Origin of the sequence: Leptospira dzoumogneensis, from assembly GCF_004770895.1 — a bacterium.
Lineage (GTDB): Bacteria > Spirochaetota > Leptospiria > Leptospirales > Leptospiraceae > Leptospira_B > Leptospira_B dzoumogneensis.
In genome coordinates, this window is sequence record NZ_RQHS01000022.1 from 107,178 (window position 1) to 132,422 (window position 25,245).

The 25,245-nt window shown below is 41.0% G+C and carries 22 protein-coding genes; 21 read left to right on the forward strand and 1 reads right to left on the reverse strand.

What is annotated here, in order from left to right:
- Nucleotides 1-13: 13 nt before the first annotated feature.
- Nucleotides 14-1,135 carry an alkane 1-monooxygenase gene (locus EHR06_RS17455; RefSeq protein ID WP_135758184.1) on the reverse strand — a complete coding sequence of 374 codons (1,122 nt, stop codon included), beginning with the start codon at nucleotides 1,133-1,135 and terminating at the stop codon, nucleotides 14-16.
- A 344-nt stretch (nucleotides 1,136-1,479) separates the two neighbouring features.
- Here EHR06_RS17455 and EHR06_RS17460 point away from each other — a divergent pair, with 344 nt between their 5' ends.
- The 21 genes from EHR06_RS17460 (at nucleotide 1,480) to EHR06_RS17560 (ending at nucleotide 25,151) form a co-directional block, all read left to right on the forward strand.
- Nucleotides 1,480-3,168 carry a putative bifunctional diguanylate cyclase/phosphodiesterase gene (locus tag EHR06_RS17460; RefSeq protein ID WP_135758185.1) on the forward strand — a complete coding sequence of 563 codons (1,689 nt, stop codon included), beginning with the start codon at nucleotides 1,480-1,482 and terminating at the stop codon, nucleotides 3,166-3,168.
- Between the two features lie 168 nt (nucleotides 3,169-3,336).
- Nucleotides 3,337-3,645 (forward strand): LIMLP_04285 family protein, encoded by a 309-nt coding sequence (locus tag EHR06_RS17465; RefSeq protein ID WP_100709303.1) that lies wholly within the window; start codon nucleotides 3,337-3,339, stop codon nucleotides 3,643-3,645.
- Nucleotides 3,646-3,759: 114 nt separating this feature from the next.
- Nucleotides 3,760-5,727, forward strand: coding sequence for a hypothetical protein (locus tag EHR06_RS17470; protein ID WP_135758186.1), 1,968 nt, complete (start codon nucleotides 3,760-3,762; stop codon nucleotides 5,725-5,727).
- Nucleotides 5,728-5,823: 96 nt separating this feature from the next.
- The gene (locus tag EHR06_RS17475; protein ID WP_135758187.1) at nucleotides 5,824-6,402 is read left to right on the forward strand and encodes a hypothetical protein; all 579 of its coding nucleotides are present in this window, start codon (nucleotides 5,824-5,826) and stop codon (nucleotides 6,400-6,402) included.
- A 26-nt stretch (nucleotides 6,403-6,428) separates the two neighbouring features.
- On the forward strand, nucleotides 6,429-9,380 hold the full coding sequence (locus EHR06_RS17480) for a TonB-dependent receptor domain-containing protein (protein WP_135758188.1): 2,952 nt from the start codon (nucleotides 6,429-6,431) through the stop codon (nucleotides 9,378-9,380).
- 351 nt (nucleotides 9,381-9,731) lie between these two features.
- Complete coding sequence (locus EHR06_RS17485; RefSeq protein ID WP_086446848.1) at nucleotides 9,732-10,544, forward strand: MotA/TolQ/ExbB proton channel family protein; 813 nt, start codon at nucleotides 9,732-9,734, stop codon at nucleotides 10,542-10,544.
- Nucleotides 10,545-10,577: 33 nt separating this feature from the next.
- On the forward strand, nucleotides 10,578-10,997 hold the full coding sequence (locus EHR06_RS17490) for an ExbD/TolR family protein (RefSeq protein ID WP_135615568.1): 420 nt from the start codon (nucleotides 10,578-10,580) through the stop codon (nucleotides 10,995-10,997).
- Between the two features lie 3 nt (nucleotides 10,998-11,000).
- Nucleotides 11,001-11,414, forward strand: coding sequence for an ExbD/TolR family protein (locus EHR06_RS17495; protein WP_135615567.1), 414 nt, complete (start codon nucleotides 11,001-11,003; stop codon nucleotides 11,412-11,414).
- Entirely contained in the window at nucleotides 11,411-12,004 is a 594-nt protein-coding gene (locus tag EHR06_RS17500) for an energy transducer TonB (RefSeq protein WP_135758189.1), read from the forward strand. Before EHR06_RS17495 ends, EHR06_RS17500 begins: the two co-directional genes overlap by 4 nt.
- A 173-nt stretch (nucleotides 12,005-12,177) precedes the next feature.
- Nucleotides 12,178-13,503 (forward strand): spinster family MFS transporter, encoded by a 1,326-nt coding sequence (locus EHR06_RS17505; protein WP_135758190.1) that lies wholly within the window; start codon nucleotides 12,178-12,180, stop codon nucleotides 13,501-13,503.
- Nucleotides 13,504-13,713: 210 nt separating this feature from the next.
- Nucleotides 13,714-15,393, forward strand: coding sequence for a hypothetical protein (locus EHR06_RS17510; RefSeq protein ID WP_135758191.1), 1,680 nt, complete (start codon nucleotides 13,714-13,716; stop codon nucleotides 15,391-15,393).
- Between the two features lie 19 nt (nucleotides 15,394-15,412).
- On the forward strand, nucleotides 15,413-15,862 hold the full coding sequence (locus EHR06_RS17515) for an LA_3150 family lipoprotein (protein WP_135758192.1): 450 nt from the start codon (nucleotides 15,413-15,415) through the stop codon (nucleotides 15,860-15,862).
- Between the two features lie 180 nt (nucleotides 15,863-16,042).
- Complete coding sequence (locus EHR06_RS17520; RefSeq protein ID WP_135758193.1) at nucleotides 16,043-16,882, forward strand: phosphate ABC transporter substrate-binding protein; 840 nt, start codon at nucleotides 16,043-16,045, stop codon at nucleotides 16,880-16,882.
- Nucleotides 16,883-16,942: 60 nt separating this feature from the next.
- Nucleotides 16,943-18,025, forward strand: a complete 1,083-nt coding sequence (gene pstC, locus EHR06_RS17525) for a phosphate ABC transporter permease subunit PstC (RefSeq protein WP_135758194.1) — start codon at nucleotides 16,943-16,945, stop codon at nucleotides 18,023-18,025.
- 24 nt (nucleotides 18,026-18,049) lie between these two features.
- Nucleotides 18,050-18,994: a phosphate ABC transporter permease PstA gene (pstA, locus tag EHR06_RS17530; RefSeq protein ID WP_135758195.1), complete on the forward strand. Its 945-nt coding sequence runs from the start codon at nucleotides 18,050-18,052 to the stop codon at nucleotides 18,992-18,994.
- Nucleotides 18,995-19,028: 34 nt separating this feature from the next.
- Nucleotides 19,029-19,793 carry a phosphate ABC transporter ATP-binding protein PstB gene (gene pstB / locus EHR06_RS17535; RefSeq protein WP_100707948.1) on the forward strand — a complete coding sequence of 255 codons (765 nt, stop codon included), beginning with the start codon at nucleotides 19,029-19,031 and terminating at the stop codon, nucleotides 19,791-19,793.
- Between the two features lie 99 nt (nucleotides 19,794-19,892).
- Complete coding sequence (locus tag EHR06_RS17540; protein ID WP_135758196.1) at nucleotides 19,893-20,438, forward strand: hypothetical protein; 546 nt, start codon at nucleotides 19,893-19,895, stop codon at nucleotides 20,436-20,438.
- Complete coding sequence (locus EHR06_RS17545) at nucleotides 20,438-21,514, forward strand: ATP-grasp domain-containing protein (protein WP_135758197.1); 1,077 nt, start codon at nucleotides 20,438-20,440, stop codon at nucleotides 21,512-21,514. The genes EHR06_RS17540 and EHR06_RS17545 overlap by 1 nt, the downstream gene beginning before the upstream one ends.
- A 76-nt stretch (nucleotides 21,515-21,590) precedes the next feature.
- On the forward strand, nucleotides 21,591-22,805 hold the full coding sequence (locus tag EHR06_RS17550) for an adenylate/guanylate cyclase domain-containing protein (protein WP_135758198.1): 1,215 nt from the start codon (nucleotides 21,591-21,593) through the stop codon (nucleotides 22,803-22,805).
- Nucleotides 22,806-22,863: 58 nt separating this feature from the next.
- Complete coding sequence (locus EHR06_RS17555) at nucleotides 22,864-24,273, forward strand: MBOAT family O-acyltransferase (protein ID WP_135758199.1); 1,410 nt, start codon at nucleotides 22,864-22,866, stop codon at nucleotides 24,271-24,273.
- 2 nt (nucleotides 24,274-24,275) lie between these two features.
- The gene (locus EHR06_RS17560; RefSeq protein ID WP_135758200.1) at nucleotides 24,276-25,151 is read left to right on the forward strand and encodes a hypothetical protein; all 876 of its coding nucleotides are present in this window, start codon (nucleotides 24,276-24,278) and stop codon (nucleotides 25,149-25,151) included.
- Nucleotides 25,152-25,245: the final 94 nt, after the last annotated feature.

Genomic DNA, 25,245 nt, shown 5'->3' on the forward strand with positions numbered 1-25,245 from the left:
TTTTTAGACAGGATTATGCGGTAGCAGGTTCCCTTTTTCCTCCGGAGCTTACCGAAGATTCTCCATGTTGGCTCTTCCATTCTTCCAATTTTTTATCCATCACTTTGAACCAAAGTGGAGGAAATAAAGCCAGAAGTATCATCAATTCATAACCGTATGGAAGTTGAGGACTTTCTTCGAAATGACGCAGAGATTGGTATCTTCTACCTGCGTTCGCATGATGATCCGAATGTCTTTGTAATTGGAACAAAAACGCATTAGACAGACTGAAGTTTTGGTTCCAAGAATGTATCGGAAGAACCTTCTCGAATTTTCCGGGAGCAATTTCTTTTCGAGCCAAACCGTAATGTTCAATATAATTCACAAGCTCCAAAAGAGAGAATGCGATCCAACTTTGAACGAAGAAGAATGCAGGCACCTGCCAGTTCAAGTTCCCTGTGATCGCGTAAAAAATCCCGGTCACAGCAGAGATAAACAAAACCGGAATGATCATAGATGTGATCATCTCATTATCCAAGGTCCATGCGGACTTGCCTAGTTTACCCAATCTTTTTTTCTCCAAATTCCAAGCGCTTGTTAAACTGCCCACGACAGTTCTTGGATAAAAAGCGAAGAAGGACTCCCCCTTTCTGCTGGAAGCAGGATCTTCATGAGTGGAAACATTCACATGATGACCTCGGTTATGCTCAATAAAAAAGTGCATATAACATACTGTCATCAGAATGAACTTAGAATACCATTGTTCAATTTTAGTGTTCTTATGCCCAAGCTCATGTGCTACAGTGATCCCGATCCCACCTGTATTCACACCGATGGCTAAAACAAAAGCTCCCCACTCCAATGTGGAAAGAGTTTTGGTTTGGATCTCCCACAATGCCCAAATCACCAATACGAATTGGATCCATGCCCAGCCATAAGTCAGGAATCTAAAATAGAATTCCTTTTGGAGCTCAGGCACTTCTTCTTCTTTAGGATTACTCGCATCCGGGCCGATCCAAAGGTCCATGATCGGAAGAATTCCGAATACCACTGCCAAAGTTAAAAAATTAAAACCGCCACCCAAATAGTATCCTGCCACGGCCAAGCACGGGATCAGGTACGCGATCAAGAAGGATAATCTTTTCCCTACACTCATCTCTCTCTCCTATCCCGCATTTCCTCGGGAAAATCAATCGATTTAATTTATTTCGAACGTTTGGTATTATAACATAAACCCAATCCCGGGCAAGAAAAAAAATCTCCAAAACTGTATTTTTTCTAACAATTGTTTTAAAATAGACCAGATCGGCGATGTAGGAACTCCTAAATATAAAAATAAATTATCAACTAAACACTTCGATCTAGGCCTTTGATTTTTTGTCCTTGTTTCGGAAGTCCCCTTCAAAAGCATGGTTTATAAGAAGAAAACAATCCCTCCTAAGACGAAAAATACAACATCCAAGCAAAAACGTATAACGTTCCAATCAGAAGGAAACTTTGATGAGTCTTAACGGATTAAATTTCTATTCCTATCTTAGCAAGATCCGAATTCTTAAAACCTATTCCAGCAAAATTATGCTGGTCGCGTTTCTCGGGACCCATGTCCCACTGATCACACTTCTTTTATTTTTCGTAATTTCCACGGTACAAGATATACAAACCGCTCTTAAAATTTTAGGGATTGCACTTGCGGCGACTCTTGCAGGAACTGCTGCCACACTTCTCGCATTACATAAACTTTTAACTCCGGTTGTGCTCACTTCCAAATCTCTAAACAGATATTTGAGCGAAAGAGAGATCCCAAATCTGCCCACAGTATTCCGAGATGAAGCGGGCTCTTTAATGGCGGACACTGTCACCACTGTGCGCAAGCTGGATGAACTAATCCATTATATGGCAAACTATGATGGGCTTTCCGGATTACCGAATCGGGATCTATTCTTAGAAAGATTGAGCAATTCTCTTCACGAACTTTCCATGAGAGAAGAAATATTAAGTTTTCCTATTCTTTCATTGGAAGCGACCCACTTAAAGCATATCCGATCCAATTTCGGCGTACATATGGGAGATCTTTACCTAAGATCATTGGTGCAAAAATTGGAAACAATGCTTGGGCCTGAAACCGTTCTTGCAAGAACTGGAGATGGAGAATTCTCCTTCTTCCCATTACCGTCTTCTTCTCAAATATTGGAAACCGATTCCGAGATATGGGCAGTAAAGATCCAGAACATCGTATCTTCTCCTTTAAACGTAGTAGACCAACAGATCTCTTCCGAGATCCAAATTGGAATATCAGTTTTTCCTTATGATGGAAAATCCTCCGACCAGCTTTTATGGAAATCGGAAACCGCATTAAATCAGGCGAAACTTTCAGGAACTTCTAAGATCCAAACCTATTCTTCCGAATGGAAAGAAAGAATGAAGGAGAAATACCTTCTTGAAAAAGACCTAAAACTTGCGATCTCTAAAAACCAATTATTCATTCAATACCAGCCTAGAATTGAAGTCCAAACAGGCAAAAAGATCTCCGCTGAAGCTTTACTCAGATGGGATCATCCTGAATACGGAGTTATCTCCCCTACAATCTTCATACCAATCGCAGAAGAAAGCGGGATCATTGGAGAGATGGGAGAATGGGTTCTTTCCAAATCGATGGAAGACCTGGGAAACTGGAAAAAGAAAGGACTTCCTCCCATCCGAATCTCGGTAAACTTATCCGCAAAACAATTGGAAGATAAAAATATCGCTAAGAAAGTTTTAGATATCTTAGAGAAAAATCAACTAAGCGTAGAAGATTTAGAACTGGAGATCACCGAATCCAGCCTGATCACCAATATACAATCCGCTTTAGAAATCTTGGGAGAGCTGCATTCCTGGGGGATTTCACTCGCTTTGGACGATTTCGGAACAGGGTATTCCAGCCTTTCTTATTTAAGTAAGCTCCCTCTCAAAACACTCAAAGTGGACCAATCCTTTGTACGTAAGATCCTAACGGATCCGAATTCATTAGCGATATCCAAAACGATCGTTGCCTTAGGAAAAAGTTTAGGACTACGTATCACCGCGGAAGGTGTGGAAACGGAAGCACAAATGAGAAAGATCAAAGATCTAGGCTGCGACGAAGCTCAGGGATATTTCTTAAGTAAACCGATCCTTTTAGAAGAATTAGAAAATTTCGTCCAAACCTAAAACACCTGCCCGCAACTTTGGGACTAGTCCGAATCGATTAGTCGCTATTCTTTCCGACATTTCCCTTTATTACATTTAATCTGTTTGTAACAGTTCTCACCTTAATCGAATTGCACGAGTATCCATACTTTCCATAAGGAGGATACAGTGAATCGGAAGTATTACATTATGATTACGAGAACTATTATTACAATTTCAATTTTTCTAATATGTTTGGGAACTCTTTCCGCAGACACAGTCACCAATACTAAAACTAAAGAAGTGATTGAGAACGTAAAAACTACTCAGACAGAACAGGGTGTGATCGTTGAGTTCGAAGACGGCTCCCGTAGAGGTTTTGACAGAACGTCCGTTACTGTAGAAGCCAAGCCTGTTGAATGGAAACAAAAGGATCAGGAGAATTATCCTGATAAAGAAAGATACACCGATTATGCCATTTTTGGCGGGATCTTCTTAATAATACTACTTTTACCCTAAAGAACCAAAACCTTAACAAGTACGTAATCAAGTCGTAAAGTAATTTATCTAACATAATCCACGAGGTCGATCGGATTTCGGCCTCTTTCAGAATGAATAGGAGAAATTCGATCCATGAAATCGTTAAATAAAAAAGTCTCGAAAGCAGTAAGCGCTCTTGCAGTTGCTATTGCTATCGTAGGCTGTGATTCCGGCGGGGGAAGCAATCTTGCTGGTCTTGCGCTTGCCGGTTTAGGTGGCAGCACAACTTATGCAAGAGCTTCTATCGCAGCAAAAGTTAGAAAAGGAAATTTAGGATCCGATGTTGCACTTTCCACAGGAACTGCAGCATCCGGCACGGTTCCTGAAACTCGTAGAGAAGTTGTTCTAGTAAAATCAGGTGGAACCCAAGACTTTACTACCACTGCATCAGGTGCAGGAGCTTCTGCTCCAGCTGATAACGGTGATTTTGGTTTTGTGGTAAATGTTCCATCAGCTGATGCAAAATTAACCGCAACCGTGTATACTCTACGCGAACTTACTTGTGAAGAATTAGATAAATCCAGAACAGGAACCGGCGCAGGCGCTTGGGCAAGTGATCCAACTGGAGGTCGCTGCGGGTTGTATGATAGTGGAGTTGCAGCTTCAACTACTAGAATTGCTGAGTACAATGCGATTTTAGATAACCCTAACAACTATACTGTTGCACTTGGAACTTTTGATTTTGAATTTAATATCGATCCTTCCGATCCAAATGCTACAGGAACTGTCACCATTACAAATGAATCAGGAGTTCATATAGTTGCAGCAAATGGTCAAACTTCTGTTCCATTCGCACTTGTAACAGTAACTGGAGTATATTCCAACCCAAATCAGACAGTTGGAGAGGCTCTTTGTGATTCGATTGGAAATCCTACAATCATCCAAGGGAACATCAACAGCGATATTATCTTAGGTAAATTTACTCTCCTAAGAGGAACTGTGTTTGTAAATAACGCGAAAATGACTGTTCCAAAAGGTTCCGTAATCTACGGAGAAAGAGGATCTTCTCTATTCTTCAAAGGTGGAACATTAGAAACTCAAGGAACTGCAGCTGAGCCGGTATGTTTCACTTCTGCTCAAAGACATGGATCCAGATTCCCTGGAGACTGGGGCGGAATCGTATTCATCGGAAGTGCGAACGCTACTAGAACTTCAACCACAGAAGGAACTACTCCTCAAGTGTATCCTGGTGGAAACTCCATGACTGTAAATCTTAGATATACCATCGTAGAATTTGCAGGAAACGAGGTGGCTCCTGGAGACGAGTTAAATTCACTTTCTCAATACGCAGTTAACACAATCGATTATAAGTTCGTTCAAGCTCACAGAGGATTGGATGACTCCTTCGAATGGTGGGGCGGTGGAAAATCACCAAGCACTCATGACATGAAATTCTTGATCGGTTCAGGATCTATGGATGATGACTTCGATATGGATGAAGGTTTCTCTGGAAACTTAAAATACCTTGTATCCATCAAGTATCCAAAAGCTTGCGGCGGTTCCGCATCTACAGATCCTCACGGATTCGAAATGGACGGAAGACATTCCAGTACCTGTACAAATTCCCAGAACCCTGCAACTACCGATTGTTCTAATCCAACCGTAGCGAACTTTACCACTTTAGGTTTAGGAATCAGCGGCGGCGCAGGAATGAGAGCAAGAGAAGGATTATTGGGAACATTCACTGCAGGTTTAATCTACGGTTTTGCCACTAGAATAAACGCAGGAGAAGCTTCCGGTTTCTCCCCTACCATTTCAGATATCACTGTAATTTCAGATAGTGCTGCAGATTCATTAGCAGCGAGTGCCTCGGGTACCCCTGGTACCGGTGGTATCACTCTCAGTGCAACTGCATCCCTTACTTCTATCCCAGTAACTGATATTGGCTCAGTACAAGATTCAGTCGGATGCGGATTCGGAACTAAACCGGATCTAAGAACGTCTGCTTCTGTATCCAGTGGTAATACTGGTGGAGTGCCTCTGAACTTAAGCGAAACTGTAGATTCAGCAGCTGTTCCAGTAAACTGGCCTGCAGGATGGACCGTTTGGAGAGCTCGCTAAGCTAAGTTTAATACCAACGTGAATTAAAGACCTCCCGGAAACGGGGGGTCTTTTTATACAAATTATATAAAAATAAAATTTCCGGAAAAAATCTAAATGAATCGTATATACAATCTTTTGTTTATAACGTTTTTCTTAATCATAATATCCTATAATTGCAAAAAAGAAAAAACAGAAGGCGATCCAGAATATCAGAAAAAAGTGGAAGAAGCCCGAAATTATCTTAGAGCTCATATCAAAGACAATTACGATATAAGCGAAACGAGTGCTACTAGAGACGATGCAGTTTTAAATTATTTAGAAGCTGTAAACCAAGGAAAAACAGATAAATATATCTGCACCAAACAAGAGTATTTTGATGTGTTCTTACCTAATACTTTAGAAGAAAGCACTCTTACATCCAATATGCCTTTAGAACAAGCTTGGGAAATTACCGAGCTTCGAAGAAAGGTAGCTCTTGAACAACTTCAAGAAGTTTTAAAAAAAGAAAAAAATAAACCGATCAAGATCGAAGCCTTAACCTGGAGAGATCAAATACGCCAGCTTAATGTTTTAAAAGGTCACAGGGTGGGAAATCTAGTTATACGTGTCGGAAATAAATCCGTTACGTTGGAGCAAGTACGATTAGTGATCGAACATAAAGGAAAGTTCAAACTGTGCGTTATTGGAGCTTAATTTATAAAAAAATGAAAGATAAACGTATGAAAATTAAAAAGATTATCATATTCTTCCTACTTACTTCCCTTTCTGCACCTGCTTGGGGACAAGGAGTAGGAAAAATCCGAGGAAAAATCGTGGATGGAGACAATGGTGAAGCCGTTTTCGGTGCAACTATAGTAGTTCGATCCATCAAAAAATTTGCCAAATCAGATTTCGATGGTGCGTATGATCTAGAACTTCCTTTAGGAACTCATGAAGTTGAGTTCCAGATGTTAGGATATTCTCCACAAAAACGTTCCGTAACCGTAACAGCAGGAAAACCCCAAGTTGTAAATATCACTTTCGGTTTGCAAACTCTTGAGACAGTGGATGTAAAAGGTAGAGCATTAAATGATGCGGAAGCAGCTCTCTTATCATTACAGAAAAAGTCTTCTGCAGTTTCGGATGGAATTTCGAAAGAAGCAATTAAGAAAAGTCCTGACTCATCTGCCGGAGAAGTTGTACGAAGAGTTACCGGTATTACATTAGTAGGCGGTAAGTTCGTTTTCGTCCGCGGTCTCGGAGAACGTTATTCAAACACGGAATTAAACGACACTTTAGTACCTTCTACCGAACCGGATAAACGAGTTGTCGCTCTGGATATCTTTCCTTCCGGAGTATTAAAAAACGTACGGATCATTAAAACATTCATTCCAGAGCTTCCTGCCGAATTTTCGGGAGGTCTTGTTAAAATTGAGACCCAGGAATATCCTGAAGAAAAACAACTGAGCGTATCAGTTGGTGCCGGTGGGAACTACAATACAACCGGTCATAAATTCATGAATATGAACCAAGGGAATATGTTGGGTGGGGTTAATTCTAATCAGCATAATCCTCTCGCTGATTCTGGAAATAAAGGACTAGTCTTCGAGCCAGGAAGTATTTTCGGTGGAATTCCTCCTGAAATTACGCAAACAGGACCAGCACTATATAATCAAAAATGGACTCCAAATTCAGGTCCGGCTCCTTTTGATAAAAACTTCTCCCTAAATTACGGAGATACGTTTAAAATAGGAAGCACTTCAAGGTTAGGGATTTTGGTAGGAACTACCTATAATAGAAACTTTAGATTCAGAGAAGAAAGTTCCAGAACTTACCAAGCAAGCCAAATCTCGGAACTCACTCCTGCCGGAACTAGATTGATCCAACAACAAAAGCAGGATGCGGATCTTTATATTGAAGAAAGGAACTGGGGAAATAACTTAAACTTAGCTTATGAAATTACCAAAGGCCAACAGATATTTATGAAAACTCTTTTTTCCCAACAAGGAGAAGGAGTAGTTCGGAATTCTGTAGGTCAGGACAATATCAACTCAGCTGATTTTAAATCTTTAACTACCCAATACACAAGCAGCCGCGTCTTCCATAATACATTTGGAGGAGACCATGCTTTAAATTGGTTCGGAGATAGAGCTCATAAATTCGACTGGAGAATAAATTTTGCCCAAGCTGTTAGAGAGCAGCCGGACTTACAACAGCAAGTTTGGAGAAAGTCTTTCTCGGATCCTAATCCTCTGAATTATACTCGTTTAGGAAATAACCCTGATGCTTCCAGATTCTTCTCCGACTCGGTTGATAATAGCCGTACCGCTAAGTTTAACTATGAAATTCCTTTCGACCAATGGAGCGGCTTAAAGTCCACCATTAAGCTCGGAAGTTATACATTGGAAAGAGATAAGAACTTTAGATTCCATGAATATGGGCAAAAAACTAATTTACCTATTCCTGCTTTAGAATTCTATCCGATCCCCGGAGAAATTTACTCAAACCCTCTTCTTTTCCAACAAAACACGTATACATTCTCGGAAAGACAAGTTGAATCAAACGCATACGACGCATTCCAGAGATTACAAGCTTACTATTCTCAAGTAGAACTACCGATACTTCCGAAATTAAAAATTCTTTTCGGAGCTCGTTACGAAGACAGCTACCAAAAAGTAAGAACTTTTGTGACTAAAGATGTCAACAATCCTGCGTTTATTGTTGATTATGGCTGCGGAGTCCGTAACGAAGATGTTCGCATAGCTTTAGTAAAAAATAATGCATGCGATCCAACAAACAACGGTATTGGTGAATTAAGAACAAGGGATACACTCCCATCGTTCAATCTTAACTGGGAGTTTAAAGATAATCAAATTTTACGTGTTGCCGCTACTCAGACACTAACTCGTCCGGATTTAAGGGAATTATCTCCTTTCGGGTTTACTCCTTACTTCGGAGCAAACCGTATTTTTGGTAACTCTGATCTAAGAAGATCCTATATCCACAACTACGATATTCGATATGAATATTATCTAACTTCTTCGGATTATATTGGAGTTGGAGCCTTCTTCAAACAGATATCTAGCCCGATCGAGATGATCGGTCAACCGGTAGCGGGAAGTATCAGCCAGCGTTTCACTTATTTAAATGCTGAACAAGGTATTATCCGAGGGGTAGAGTTCGACTTTAGAAAAGCGATAACTGACCGTATTCGTTTCGAGACAAATATGTTCCTTATCCAGTCAAGAGTTGATGTTATTTCTTGGGAGCAGTACATCGGTGCTAAGATGGGAGTATTAGATCCTTTATCTAAAGCTGCAGCTTATAACCCGACCAACCTGTCTCGTCCTTTGCAAGGACAATCTCCATTCGTATTTAACGTGAAATTAGATTTCCATCTGGATGAAAAAAAGAGGCATAATCTAGGTTTCTATTACAACTACTTTGGAGATAGACTCTATTCAGTCGGTGCCAATGGATTACCTGATGCGTATGAAAGAGCAGTCGGTCTGACCGACGTCGTTTTTACGACAAAAAGAGGAGATCACTTGGAGTTTAAAGTTGCCGCTCAGAACATTTTCGATACTCGATACAGAGTGTATCAGAAGAATGAGCTAACTGGTGAAAAAGAACTATTCCTTTCTTACAGAACTGGGGTTAGTTACTCCTTCCAAGCTACTTATAAGCTTTAAATAGTAGTTAATTTGCTATCTATAAAAAATCCCTCGGAAAATCTCCGGGGGATTTTTTTATTTTCTCACTCCACTCTCCGCGTCTCAGTGCCTCTCCTGCGTGAGAATGAAAGGATCCGACTTATAATACAAATGTGCTCGGTAAGCATTCAGCATTAGTTGAATATGTGAAAAGGAAAATGAAGCGAAACCTTCCCCACTATTACAATCCCGCATCAACCCTCCCTCCTCTCCCCAGGCCCTCTCTTCTCCCCTTCCCCAAACTAACCAACCCGTAACCGCTTCGTAATAAATATGTAACTCAAATCACGTAAAAATGTCTCATTACTTCTTATGGAGCTTTCGAAAGCTATGCATAATCGATATACTAATCTCTCTCTACGCCAATGGATCGCCATTGCACTTGTAGGAGGATTCGTTCTAACTGCAACTTTACCTACTTTTTCTCAAGATGCTGCGCCTACTGACGCAAACAAAACCGAACAAACTACTGCGCCTGCAGAACAACCTGCTCCAGCTCCTGCTGAAAAAAGCGGAACCTGGGGATTTGTAGACCTGTTCAATAAGGGTGGATGGACGATGTATCCATTGGCTCTCTCTTCTATCATCGCTCTTGGAATTATTTTCGAAAGGATCTACTTCCTTACTACTTCCAAACTTCTTCCTAAAGGTTTTAATATCGATTTAGGGGAGAAGGTTGATGAGAAAGGTTTTGATGGAGCGAAAGAATTCATCGATGCAAACCCTTCTTACAAAATTTCCGATATTTTGAAAAACGGTATCGATGTATCTGCCGGTAACGCTGAAATTTTCGCAAAAGGTATCGAGAGAGAAGCTGCCGAGGTGATCGTTGTTCTTGAAAGAGGGCTCGTGATCTTAGCTGCTGTTTCGACTATCGCACCTTTGATCGGGTTCTTGGGAACGGTTTCCGGTATGATCAACGCATTCGATGCGATCGCTAACGCCGACCAAGTGAATGCGAAAGTGGTTGCGGGCGGTATCAAAGAAGCTCTTATCACTACTGCTGCCGGTTTGATCATCGCAATTCCTGCTATGACTTTTCACCAATACTTGACTTCCAGGATCGACGGATTCACTTCCGAAGTGGAAGAAGCCGCAAACAGAATTTATAAAGAATTCCTGAAACGTAACGCAAGAGCTTAATCTTAGTTCTTCCATTTATTAGGAATTCGGAATATGATTCAGCTTAAGAAAAAAAGAGGTTTGGAAGAAATTTCGGCCTCTTCTATGTCGGATATCGCGTTTCTTCTTCTCGTATTTTTTATGGTGACCGCGGTGTTTTTCGTGAAGGAGGGTTTGAATATCCAACTTCCCCGCAAAAACTCCAACCCCACCCTAATTTTAAGAGAGAATATCTACGAGATATTGGTGGCTGGCGAAACGATCAAGATGAGGAACAAAGTACTAGGTACTCGTGATTACAAGGATCTCGCAGAATTCAGAAAAGATCTGAACGATCTGGAAATCCCGAATCTAGACGAAAAAGTCGCTCTGATCAAAACGACCGGTGAAACAAAATACGGAAATATGTTGGATGCTCTTTCTGCAGTGCAGTTGAGAGGATTTAAACAAGTCTCCGTAAAAAGATTAAAATAAGATATGGCACTTAAAAAGAAAAAAGCTCCACCTTCCATTCCGGTCAGTTCTATGGCCGATATCGCCTTTCTTCTTTTGGTATTCTTTATGGTGACTTCGGTCCTTGATACGGATCCGGATCTTCCACTTGCGCTTCCGGATGTTCCGGGAGGAGAGCAGCTCAACAAAAAGATCGCGAACTTGTATATAGGTGCGGATAAGGCAATATATTTCAACCAGATCCGTATGCCTCTTAACGAAGCGATTAATAACGTAAGGGCAAAGCTCGCCACTACACCAGACCTTAAGGTGCTTATCCATGCGGATAAGGATGTGGACTATGCAAGTCTGGACGATGTATTCGAATTATTAAAAGAAGCGGGAGCCTTAAAAGTTTCCCTTGTGACTAAAACCACTCAAGGAGGAGGACTGAAATGAACCAAGTAGTTTCCTCTCCTTCTTCTTCCAAAAAACGTTCCGGTCTTCGCAGGTTTGTCGATCGTTATAGAATGGAGACATTTTTAGGTTCCTCCGCGATCCTTCAGATTGCCGCTCTACTCTTCTGGTATACTCCTCCGACTACCTACGATCATTTGGACAAACTAATCGATGAAGTCGCTTTCGTGGATAATATAGTGATCCAGGATCCAAACGTAGGAGAAGCTCCTGACGACGGAGAATTTGAAGTTACGGATACTCTAAAGAAAAAAGAAGACTCTAGGATTGCAGGAGCTCAGGATGCGATCGTATCCGGTGCCACTGCACCGATCGACCTTTCTCCGAACCTTCAGCCTGAATATACCAAAGATGCTCAATCTGCAGGTATAGGTGGAACTCTTACCTTAGAAGTGATCATTGCAGACACTGGAGAAGTTTTAAGAGTACGTAATATTGGTAAAACCTTAGGTTACGGATTAGAAGAATCCGCAATCCAAGCCTTCTATAAAAAACGTTACTCTCCCTCTGTTTTGGACGGGAAAAAGATTACCGTAAAAGTCTACGTTCCAGTTCGTTTCTCTCTCTATTGATATACTCTTCTTCTTCCATTTGGAAGAAGAAGATGTTCTACTCCCTCACCTAACACACGTTCATTAATTATATTTTATATATCTATCTCAGAACAATCGTTCGAATTATAATTTTATGATTTGCTTTTTATTCCCGGCAGGAGGTAATTACGGCCCTTGGGAGATACAAAGCGATGGAATCGAACTCGAATCAAGCCAAACATGCATGGAGGATCCTGATCCTTCTATTCTTGGCAAACCTTCTGAATTTCTTTGATAGAACTATCCCTGCAATCATCATAGAACCTATTCGACATGAATGGGATTTAAGCGATCTCCAATTAGGTATCGTAGGTTCCGCATTCACTGTCATCTATGCCATCGCAGGATTGCCCTTAGGAAGACTCGCGGATTCTTGGAGCCGCAAAAAGATCATCGGTTGGGGACTTGCGATCTGGAGTGCATTCACCGCTTTGAATGGATATGCTTGGAATTATTTATCTTTCGTTTCAGTTCGAATGGGTGTAGGTATCGGAGAAGCAAGTTATGCACCTGCCGCAAACTCTCTTATAGGAGATCTATTTCCTTCTCATAAAAGAGCGAGAGCGGTCGGTATTTTTATGTTGGGCCTTCCGTTAGGACTGGTCCTTGCATTCTTCACAGTGGGAGCAATGGTAAAAGCTTTCGGAACTTGGAGAGCGCCATTTTTCATCGCAGCATTGCCTGGAATTCTTCTTTCCATATTTTTCTTTTTTATCCGTGAACCCGAAAGAGGAGCCGCAGAATCCGTCCAAGTATCGAAAGTCACACCTTCTCAACCTATCAAAAAAGTATTAAAAATTCCTACTATGTGGTGGATCATTCTATCAGGTCTTACATTCAACTTTGCCGCATACGCGGTGAACAGTTTCTTAGTTTCTTTATTACAAAGATATTATCATTTCACTTTAGTAAAAGCAGCGATCACTACCGGATTTATTGTAGGGATCACGGGTTTGGTCGGTTTAACTTTGGGAGGCTGGATCGCGGATAAGATCCACCAAAGATCGGAAAGAGGCCGCCTTTTATTCGGTGCATTCAATTTGTTTGTGTCCGGAATTCTGATCCTTCTCGCATTACTTCAGTCGGAGGAAATGGTCTTATTCTTCTCCCTTCTACTCGGCTTTGGATGGTTACTTTCTTATAATTATTATACCTGCGTTTATCCTGCCATTCAGGACGTGATTGAACCGAGGCTCAGAGCGACTGCGATGGCGATCTATTTCGCGGCTATGTATCTGTTAGGTGGGGCGGCAGGTCCTGCAGTTGTAGGTTGGTTTTCCGATTATTTGACCAGATCCGCAATGCTTCGGTCGGGAACTTCCGAGATGACGGAACAATTTAAGGCGATCGGCCTCCATGATTCTCTCTATCTGATCCCGGTGACTGTGCTGCTGACTTCCCTATTTGTATTCTTGGCTTCCAAAAGTTTTGCCAAGGACGCATCGGAAATGAAGAGAAGTTTAGAAGGAAAAGTATAGGATCTAATCATATGATTAGATTATTTAGTCTTATTTCTGTAACTTAAATGATACCTATTTTGCATAAAACTTAGCAACAGGAGGCCTGTAACCAAATCATCTCCATACTGTAATCATTTTGTAACTAAAAAAGATCATTCTGTTACCTAAACGTAAAACAGAATTCGCAGGGGCAAAAACCCGGGAAGCGAATCGAAAAGGTAACTCTGAATGAAGCAGAAATCTAAAAATAGAAAGAACTTAGAAGGGATAAGATCTAAATTTATTATTCTAGGACTCGTTCTCTATTCCCAGGCGATTTTCTCCCAGGGAGTATCTCCTGGAGCGGAACTTGCGCAAGCAGGTGACCCTCCTAAAGTAGAAAAACCTAAACAGGAAGAATTCACTATTTATGAAGATCAGGACGGACAATTATATACCAAACCTGGTCCAGGTCGTTTTAAAAGTAAGATGGACAAGGCCATCAATAAGAACGATACTAAGTTCAATCCTTATCCGAACCATCTCACGAACAGACCGGACGAACCTCAAAAGGAAAGACTTACCATCACCGGTAGGGTACAATTCAGAGGTATTTCCGCTCAAACCGGCTCCAATTACAATAACGGTAATGGAGATTTTAATTCCGTAGATTGGAATTTCAGACGTCTTCGTTTAGGAGTACAATACCAAGGTGGTTCCTGGTGGGGAATGGCCCTGAACTTAAGGGGAGAGAATATGTTGAATGCCCCTTATATCACTCAAACCAAAGATTCTACAACGGGCGCCGTGACCAATGTTTCCTTAAAGGAAAACAGAGGTTATATCCAAGAAGCATTCCTTTATGTGAATATTCCGATCTTAGGTGCAAGATTGAGTTTCGGCCAATTGCCTACCCAATTCCACAGAGAATATCTGATGTCTTCTGCGAACTTCATCGCATTAGAACGTTCTTATATGACAAACGCTTATCCTCAGTTCGATATGGGTGTGAACCTAAGACTTTCTCCTCTGAAAGATTTTTTCGAAGGAAAATACGAAAGATATCTTACGGTCGATCTGATGGCTGGCAACGGTCATGGTGGAGGCGGTGACTATGGAACCGGCAGACGTCAGGATCTTACGGTTGCAGGCAGGCCCAACCAACCTATTCTGAATTCTCCTTTATATTTCGCGAGAGTTCAGTGGAACGTTCTGGGCGGTCTTGTGAAAGAAAACGGCAGTAATGTGGGCTGGCAAGAAGGTGAAGAGATCTTCCAAAAAGATCTAAAAATTTCCCTGGGTGCCGCTACTATGCAGACTAAGAACGTAAGCTTTAGCTCAGGCCCTGCTTCTACCCTTGCTGTGGACGGCGCTATCCCGAGAGGGGCTCCAACTCAATATCTTCTTACCACTCAAATCACTCCGGATAATAGCACTGCAGATTGTACCGTTCCTAGTTACCAAACCAGCTATTGCCAAAAAAATCTGGACCTAAGAGGTTATACCTACGACGGGACCATGAGCTGGAACGGTTTCTATCTGAGTGGGGCTTATACTACTTATACGGGAGCGGCTTCCAATAGTCTTTCCGGATGGCAGGCAACAGTCGGATATAATATCCAAATATTCGATAAATATTATATTATGCCGGTTTTCAGATATGATTTCCTAAAAGGTGATTTCAATCGTAACGGTAAGATAGAAGATAACGATCTGAAAAAATATTACTGGGTCGGTTTGAATCTTTTCGGGGACAAACATCTATTCAAGGCACAATTATTCTACCAAATCCCCGTTCTTAAGCTGGGTATAGACCCTATAACAAGAGAACCTGAAACGATCAATAACCAAACCGTATATTTCCAGCTTCAGGCTACTTTCTGGACCGGAATGGTTACGCCGGACCAATTGAACACCAGGTTAGATTAAGAAGAGGAGAAAGAAAATTATGAAATCTAAACTTAAATTCATACTTCCACTTTTGGGACTTTTAGCTATTTCCTGCTCTTCCGACCAAAAGGATGATGTAGCTTTATTACAAGCGTTAGTAGGAACTCCGGATGACGGGAATAATTCCATCGTAGTGGTAGAGGTTGCAGGAAACTTCACGGACTATACCGGAGAATGTTACGACCATTTTACCGTTCTAGGAGTTTCAAATTCCACGATATCTCCGACCAACTATTATCTTTATGTAATGTTTGGACATTCTCTGGATACGGAACTTAGGAAATCAGCTCTTTCCAAACAAACCTGCGGTAGTTTGGGATTTTTGGGCTCCGGAATTCCTACAAACGCAAGTCCAGTGAATTTTAGATATTATACCTGTGATCCAAACCTAGGACAAGCCGGGGGAGATTGTGGGAAAAAGATCAAGTCAGCAGTAGGGTTTCCCTAACAACTAACAATAAAAGGCCCCTGTACTTTCTTGCAGGCAGGGGACTATTTTCATAGAATGCGTTAAAATGCCAAATCAATGCAGCAGAACAGAGTGTATCAGGATTGTAATATTCGAGAAATCCGTTCGTAACGGTTCTCATTTATGATTCAAAAATATTTCAGGAGAAATATCAAACAGATGAAAAAGATAGGTTTAAGACTTATTGTCTTATTAGCGTTCGCTCTTTCTTCATTTTCCGTATCCGGGGAAGAGAAAAAGACAATCACCATTAAAGGATCCGATACGATGGTTATCCTGGTTCAAAAATGGACCGAAACCTTCCCGGATAAATCCGTTCAATTCCAAGTTACAGGAGGAGGATCCGGAACCGGGATCGCTGCTCTAATCAATGGAACTACGGATATTTGCTCTGCCTCTCGTCCTCTCAAACCTCAAGAAATCCAACAATTAAAGGAAAAATATAATTCCAACGGTGTGGAAATCAAGGTTGCAATCGACGGTATTTCTCTTTATGTAAACAAAAAGAATCCGGTCGCAAAACTTTCTCTGGAAGAAATCCGTAAAATTTTCACGGGAAAGATCACCAATTGGAAAGAAGTTGGCGGAGAAGATCATAAAATCGTATTGTATAGCCGCGAGAATAACTCCGGAACTTACGAGTATTTCAAAGAACATGCTTTGGAAAAACAAGACTTTGATCCTTCCGCACAACATATGGTAGGAACTGCAGCACTAGTGAACGCGATCTCCAAAGACAAATGGGGAATCGGTTACGGTGGAGCGGCTTACGCTGCCGGAGTTAAAGATATAGCGGTTTCCGCTGACGCAAACTCTAAAGCGGAACTTCCGACTGAAGCGAATATTTTGACCAATAAGTATCCTATCTCCAGATATCTATATTTTTATCTGAGAGAAGCGCCTAAAGACCAAACTAAAAAGTTTATCGATTGGGTGATCGGAAAAGACGGACAAAAAGTTGTGAAGGACGTAGGTTACTTCCCTCTTAAGAAAAAGTAATATTGTGCGATCGGCTCCCGAAATGGGAGCCGTTCTTAAATCCAGAATTCGGAATATTCAATGAGCAAACTCGATCCTCTGCTGAGATATCTTTTACATCCGAGCAGAAGAAAAATAGACGTTTTCGCGGAAACCTTAGTAAAAGGAACCGCTGCAACTTCCATCCTTATCATTCTTCTTATTTTTTTCTTCGTCTTTAGAGAAGCTTCTTCCTTATTCTTCTCGGATTCTACGCAAGCCACTTCCACTATCCAAAGCTCCGGGGTCCCAACGGAATACAATCCTGACTCCGGTTCGGATACTCCTGCGGAATATAATCCGGACGGAGATACTTTAGAATTAAATAAACCTGTTGCAGTCTCTACTCCTGAACCTGAAAAACTTTCTCTTTTCGAAAATCTTTTCAGCAAGGTATGGCAGCCGGTTTCTTCCGTTCCTAAATTCGGTATTCTACCTTTGATCGTAGGAACTGCAAAAACTACCATCATAGCAATTCTGATCGGTGCACCTCTGGCTATTTTAGCCGCTTTGAATATTACGTTTTTTGTACCTGCAAGAGTAAGGGAGATCGTAAAACCGGCCATCGAAATGCTTGCAAACTTCCCTTCAGTAGTGATCGGATTTTTCTGTTTGATGGATGTTGCTACCTTAGTAAAGGCAACCTTCGATATAGATTTCAGATTGAACGCTTTGACAGGAGGGATCGGTCTTGCAATCGCAGTCACTCCTATCATATTTACGGTTGCGGAAGATGCACTAAGTACCGTGCCTCAATCTTATAGACAGGCATCCTTAGCATTAGGCGCTACCGAATGGCAGACCGCTTATAGAGTTATGCTTCCTGCAGCGCTGCCCGGGGTATTCGCCGCGGTCCTTTTGGGGATCGGAAGGGCCTTCGGAGAGACAATGATCGCTCTTATGGCTACCGGTAACGCTCCTATGATGAGTTTCGGTATTTTTGATCCGAGTAGGACATTTGCCGCCACGATCGGTGCGGAGATGGGAGAAGTTATCTGGGGATCGGAACATTATAATATTCTGTTCTTCCTGGGAGTTCTTCTTTTCCTATTCACTTTTTCCTTGAACGCAATCACTGAGCTGTATGTTAAAAAACGGCTTATGAAAAAGTTCCAAGGCTCCTAAACAAACAAGATTTGGTAAACCTCTTTGAAATGGAAAAAAGTCAGACTTAAAAGAAGAAGAGTCGTTAAAGATAAAATTTATTCCATATTAGCTCTCGGTGCTCCTATGTTAGCTACAGGACTCATCTTATCGGCGGTCCTTCTTATGCTGGGAAATATATTCTATAAAGGAATTTCAGGTGTTAACTGGGAATTCCTGACGGAAGCGCCAAGGAATAATAACTTAGAAGGCGGGATATTTCCTGCGATCTATGGAACTGTATATTTAGTTTTTATAATGATCTTATTCAGTATTCCGATCGGAACCGCTACCGGGATCTTTCTTTCCGAATATACCGCAAGAGATTCTAAGTTCGCAATGACTGTTAGATTCGCGATCAATACATTGGCAGGAGTTCCTTCCATAGTATTCGGTCTATTCGGTGTGGGATTTTTCATCCAATTCCTGGGAAAAGGAATGGATTATGTTGCGAATAACACCACTCCGGTTTGGGGAAAACCCGCTCTGATCTGGGCCGCTGCAACCCTTGCGATCCTCACCTTACCTGTAGTCATTATCTCCGTAGAAGAAACCATGAGAAGTATTCCGAGAGAAATGAGAGAATCCAGTCTCGCGTTAGGTGCAACCAAGTGGCAGACCATTTGGAAATTGATCCTGCCGAATTCTTTAACCGGAATTTTAACTGGAGCGATCCTTGCGATCGGAAGAGGTGCGGGAGAAGTAGCTCCGATCTTATTCGTAGGAGTTGTATATTCCCTACCGGAATTACCTTCTCACCTATCGGATCAGTTCATGCAATTAGGCTATCATTTGTTCGTGTTGGCGACCCAATCCCCCGATGTGGACGCAGCAATGCCGAAACAATATGCAACGACAGTCGTATTATTAATACTTACCTTCGGGATGAGTTTTTTCGCTACATTCTTAAGATACAGAATCAGGAAGTCCAGGGGCAAGGCCCATGTATAACGTTTTTATTGGAGATGCGAGGAGTTAATCGCAGATGAAAGACACAAAAGTAAAAATAAAATCCCGCCATTTCAACTTTTTCTACGGTGAGAACCAGGCATTGCATGATATCTCTTTAGAAATCCATGCGAAGAAGGTCACTGCGTTCATCGGACCTTCCGGCTGCGGTAAATCCACTTTTTTAAGATCCATCAATCGTATGAACGATGTGATCGATAGTTCTAAAGTGAACGGCAAACTGGAAATAGACGGTATCAATATTTACGATCCTCTAATGAACGTTGTGGAACTCAGAAAAAGGGTCGGAATGGTTTTCCAAAAGTCCTTCCCTTTTCCTAAATCCATTTATGAGAACATCGCTTACGGGCTGAAACTGAACGGTGGAGTCTCAAAAGACCAAATGGATCATATCGTAGAGGAAAGTTTGAGAAAGTCCGCACTCTGGAAAGAAGTCAAGGACAGACTGAACGATAGCGCGCTTGGACTCTCCGGAGGACAACAACAAAGATTATGTATCGCAAGAGCTATCGCAATGAATCCTGAAGTGATCCTAATGGATGAACCTTGTTCCGCATTGGACCCGATCTCCACTAAAAAGGTGGAAGAGTTCATCTCCGAATTCAAGGATTCATATACGATCGTGATCGTGACGCATAATATGCAGCAAGCTGCCAGAGTAAGCGATTATACCGGTTTCTTCTATATGGGTCGTTTGGTGGAATTCGATACAACCAAAAAGATGTTCCACGATCCTTCCAAAAAGGAAACAGAGGATTATATCTCCGGAAAATTCGGTTGATATCAAATCGAATACTTTCTTTGAAAAACGCCTGCTTTATGCGGGCGTTTTTTTATTCTGCGCTGTAACCTAAACCACTGCTTTTCGAAGTTTCCCTCAATGAGGCAGACGAAATCAGACTTAATCGATTCACTCGAGATTATTTTTTCGAGATTTGCGGATTTACTCCTTAGGATCTCGGAAAGGAATTATACTCGTCCATTACATCTATTATCAGGTGCAAGTATAGGCAAGCAGGTCCGCCATTGTTTGGAATTTGCGGAAGCATTAATAAACGGATATGATACCGGACTTGTTTCCTATGACCAAAGAGAAAGAAATCCTCTTTATGAAAATTCTCCAAGAGCGGCCGCGGATCGACTTCTTGAATTAATAAAAGAATACGATCTAAGAGATTGGGAAGAAGAAGTTAAAGTTTCCTATTTAGTCCACTCTTCTTCCGGATTAGAGAATGTGGTAAATTCCTCTTGGGAAAGAGAACTACTCTATGTACAAGAACATACGATCCATCATGAAGCAATCATAAGAGTCGCACTCGAACATGATCTTGGATTTGAAGACATTCCGGAAAGTTTTGGGTTTGCAATTTCCACACTGCAGTATAATTCAAATCAACTTATTCTATCCTGGGATCCGGTCATATAATGTTAGAAACTCAGACGGAACAAGATCTTCTTAGGCAATCAGATCCTATGGAATTCTGGCCTACTTGGAAATTGTATCTGCCTCTGATCCCTTATATCGCATTCGAATCCATCCGTTCTATCAGGCCCGGCTCACTTTCTTCCTTAGGATTCGGAACAATCGTTTCTGCAAATCCGGATATTCCTCTAGGAGGACTCGTAGGGGAATCAAAAGACCAAATCTTACAAAAAATCGATCCTCGCCATGTATTAAAATTCTTTTTCGTTCCCAAAGATTCGAAAGATATAAATAGTATTTTAGAAAAAATGAATTCGATCGGTTTAGATTTTCCAGTCATACTCAAACCGGATTCCGGACAAAGAGGGCAAGGAGTCAGAAAAATCCAAAACCGGGAACATTTGGAAGAATGTTTACTGGAATCAAATGTAGATTTGCTTATCCAGGAATTCCATCCCGGTCCATTCGAAGTAGGAGTTTTTTACTATAGATATCCGAATGAATCTAAAGGTAGAATATTTTCCATCACCAGAAAAGTATTTCCGAAGATAACGGGAAATGGGATCTCCACCCTCTCCCAATTAATAGAAAACCATCCTAGATTTAAAATACAGAAAAAAACATTTCAAAAAAGATTTCCAGAAACTTGGGACAAGATCCCAAAACTAGGAGAGATCATTTGCCTTTCCGAAGCCGGGAACCATTGCCAAGGAACTTTATTCCTGGATGGCTCCGAATGGATCACACCTGAGTTGGAAAATAAGATCCATGAGATCTCCTCTTCATTTTCAGGTTTTTATTTCGGAAGATACGATATCCGCTTTTCCTCTCTCAAAGATTTTTTAGAAGGAAAAGATCTACATATAGTGGAATTGAACGGAGTCACTTCCGAATCCACGAATATATATGACCCCAGATTTTCGATCCAAGAAAGATATTCCATATTATTCTCCCAATGGAAGATATTATTCCAAATTTCCAGACAGTCCAAGGCGAAAGGGGCAGGCATATTTCCCATTCTAAAAGCTTTGTATAATTTTTATTTCGGAGACAGGATCGTGTCCGATCTTTCCAGTTGAAGCTTGCAATTTTTTCCGAAGTATGAAAGGTTTATCCCGGCTCAAAATTTAAACTTCTCAAATCCCGGAAAATTTTATGAAACAAAAGCTAATCCAGCTTATTTATCTGATCTTCGGAGATCCTAAAAAGAACTCTCTTGAACATAGATTATTCAATGCAATTTCCTTAGTGAACGGAAGTTTGAATATCCTAGGCTCCATCTTCGAAGAGACAACGGAATATTCTCACCGCGTAATTCTTCTGAATTTGATCTCCGGTTCTATCCTGCTCGTTATGTACTATTTTTCCAGATTTAAGAATATATATTACGTTCTTTTCTGGCCTTTAAATCTGACCATACTGGCTTATCTATCCTCTCTTTGGTTCCTGCATGGAGGCTCTAACGGGGGGAATCATTATTATTTCATTCCTGCATTGGTGATCGCCACCATTCTTTTAAAAAATCATAATATATTTTTCATTTACGGGTTTTATGCTTTTGTCACCGGTTCCTTATACATATTCGAATATTTTTATCCGAATTTTATCGTTCCACAAAAAGATAGAGATACGGAATACATGGACCTGGGTGGAAACTATATCTTCGTCCAGATACTGACAGGCATACTGATCTTCATACTCAGCAGGAACCTGAATATAGAGAGAAAAAAATCGGACAATCTGCTTAGAAACATTCTGCCCGAATCCATCGCAGATGAATTAAAAATGAACGATACTGTTCAACCAAAACGTTATGATAGTGTTACCGTGTTATTCACCGATATGGCAGGGTTCACTCAAATCGCGGAAAAGATGAGCCCGGAAGAATTAGTGAAGGAACTCCACTTCTTCTTTGCGGAGTTTGATAAGATCGCCAAAAAATACGGTTTAGAGAAAATCAAAACCATTGGGGACGCCTATATGGCCGTTGCTGGACTTCCTACACCGAATAATACACACGCAAGGGACGCGGTTTTCTGCGGGTTGGAATTCCAACAATTCATGAAAAAGCAAAAAATAGAAAGACAGAACCTAGGCCTCCCTACCTGGGAATTACGTTTGGGTATCCATACAGGAAGCGTAGTAGCCGGAGTGATAGGTACCGAAAAATTCGCTTACGATATCTGGGGAGACACAGTCAACACGGCAAGTCGTATGGAGAGCTCGGGAGTCGCCGGAGAAGTGAATATCTCCTTAGATACCTTCCATTTTGTGAGAGAAGATTTTATCTGCGAGTCCAGAGGATTGATAAAAGCTAAGAACAAGGGAGAGATCGAAATGTTTTTGGTAAAGGAAGCCAGAGAAGCATAATAGGTTCTTGACCTAAGGGTCCCAGGAAAGAATTTGAACCAGTCAGATTTTCTTTCCCATGAATTTTAATAGTTTTGGATTTTTCATATTCCTATTAATTACCTTTACTCTTTACTATCTTCCTTTCTTAAAACGATTCCAACTTCTGACGGTTGTCGGCGCTAGTTTTTATTTTTACGCATACACTGATCCTTGGTTACTCATTCTGCTCTTATTTTCCATCTTCTGGAATGCGAGTATCGTATATCTGATCCAGACCCCGGACTTTAGATATAAAAAGGCAGTCTTGGCTTTAGGCGTGGTCCTAAATCTAAGCGTGTTATTCTTTTTCAAATACAGCGGGCTATTCGCCAAAACCTTTTTGGGAAGTTCGGGATCCTCGGATCTACATTGGATTTTTCTAATACCGCTTCCGATAGGTATTTCTTTTTATACCTTTCATGGGATCAGCATGGTGGTGGATTTTTACAGGATAGGTACTGAGATATTCAAAGAGAAGGTTCCCTACCCTAAACTGATCTTACAATCTTCTCTTTATATTAATTTTTTCCCTCAGTTGGTGGCAGGTCCTATCGTTAAGGCGAAAGAATTTTTTCCTCAGATAAAAATGAAAGACTTCAAGGACATTCCTTGGATCCAAGCTTCAAAGATCTTAATACTTGGATACTTTCTGAAAACCGTGATCGCAGATAACCTGAACGATCTCACATTCGTGATCGATTTTCCTTATAATTCCCATCATTCTACCTTGACCTTAATTCTGTTGATCTTCGGTTATTCCGCTCAAATTTTTGCGGACTTTGCAGGATATTCTTTGATCGCGATCGGAACTGCATTCTTATTCGGTTATAGGCTCCCTACCAATTTCAATTTTCCTTATATATCTTCTAACTTTTCGGAATTCTGGAGAAGATGGCATATTTCCCTTTCTACTTGGCTAAGGGATTATTTGTATATTCCTTTGGGCGGAAATAGAAAGGGAAACTTCAGGACTTATATAAATCTATTCTTGGTAATGGCCTTGGGCGGACTATGGCATGGTGCGGAATGGAGATATATGGTCTGGGGGATAGGCCACGGATTATTATTATTGGTAGAAAGATTTTTAGATCAAAATCTTCCATTCAAACTTCCAGAGAATCGATTCTTTTCTTTTATAAAAGCCGGGTTTGTATTCTTAAGTGTTTCCCTTTTATGGTTATTATTCCGTTTGCCGGATTTTGAGACAGCGGTTAAGTATCTGAAACTATTAGGCACAAATTTAAGTTTAGGAACCGACTGGGAACTTTGCACATTTTTAATATTCTTTTCCATTCCGGTGCTCTTCTATCATTTTTATGGATGGTATAAGGAGAAGTATCCTGAAGAAACAATGGAGAAGGTCTCGAATATCGGTTATGCATTCTTGCTATTTATGATCGTTCTGAACAAGGGGCCTTCTGCCGCATTTATCTATTTTCAGTTTTAATTATGAAATTTTTTATCCGACTTATACTATTCTTTCTGATCTTCCTAGGTCTATATTCCGGTTTTGTGTATTTTCTTTCTCCCCAAAAGATACCGAAACAGAGTTGGTGGCAGCATAATCGTGTACGGGTGGAAAGTTTTTTAACGGAAGGAAAAGATTCCAAATATGTGATCGTCGGCTCTTCCATGTCGGATAGAATGTTACCTAAACCGAACTCAGGCTGGTTCAATCTTTCCTTAGTGGGAGAAGGCGCGCTAACAGGATTATCTATATTAAAAAATTCGGATACTTCTCCCAAATTCGTTTTGATAGAGGTTAATCAACTTTCCGTAAAAGAAAATGAAAAATTTTCTCATGAAAATACGGATCCGTTTTTTGTATTTACCAGAAGGAATTTCCCTGTCCTTAGATCCGAAAAACAACCTCTGAACTATGCCGTTGGATTTGTGATCCAATTTACGGATCGTTTTTTTACCGCAGACGCAAAACCGGGACTTAAACAAGAAAAAGAAGCTCTCGAAATTTCCAAAAAATTAAAAGAAGAACATCTGCAGGAAGTAAAACGTTGGTACGGAGCCGCTGTAGAGCAGAAAAAGTTAAATGATAGAATGACGTATCTATCTTCTACCCTTAAAGAATTGGAAGCCAAAGGTGTTCGTCCTATATTTTTCGAAATGCCTATGCATCCTGAAATTCTTATTTCCGCCAAAGAAACTAGGACCAGAGAAACTGTTCTGAAAAATTTTCCTCCTTCTCAATATCTATGGTTTATTGATAATAAAGATATCTACGAAGATAGTGACGCGCTCCACCTGGCCTATCCGGAAGCGGACAGATTTTTGTCTAAACTGAAAGAATACGCGGAATCCTTGCCCTAGGGAGTTCCTACCACGCAGAGTATAACTCTCCGTCGCCGAATTTATGCACGGAACATATATTTCGGGATTCGAGTTATATTAAACATTTTATCCA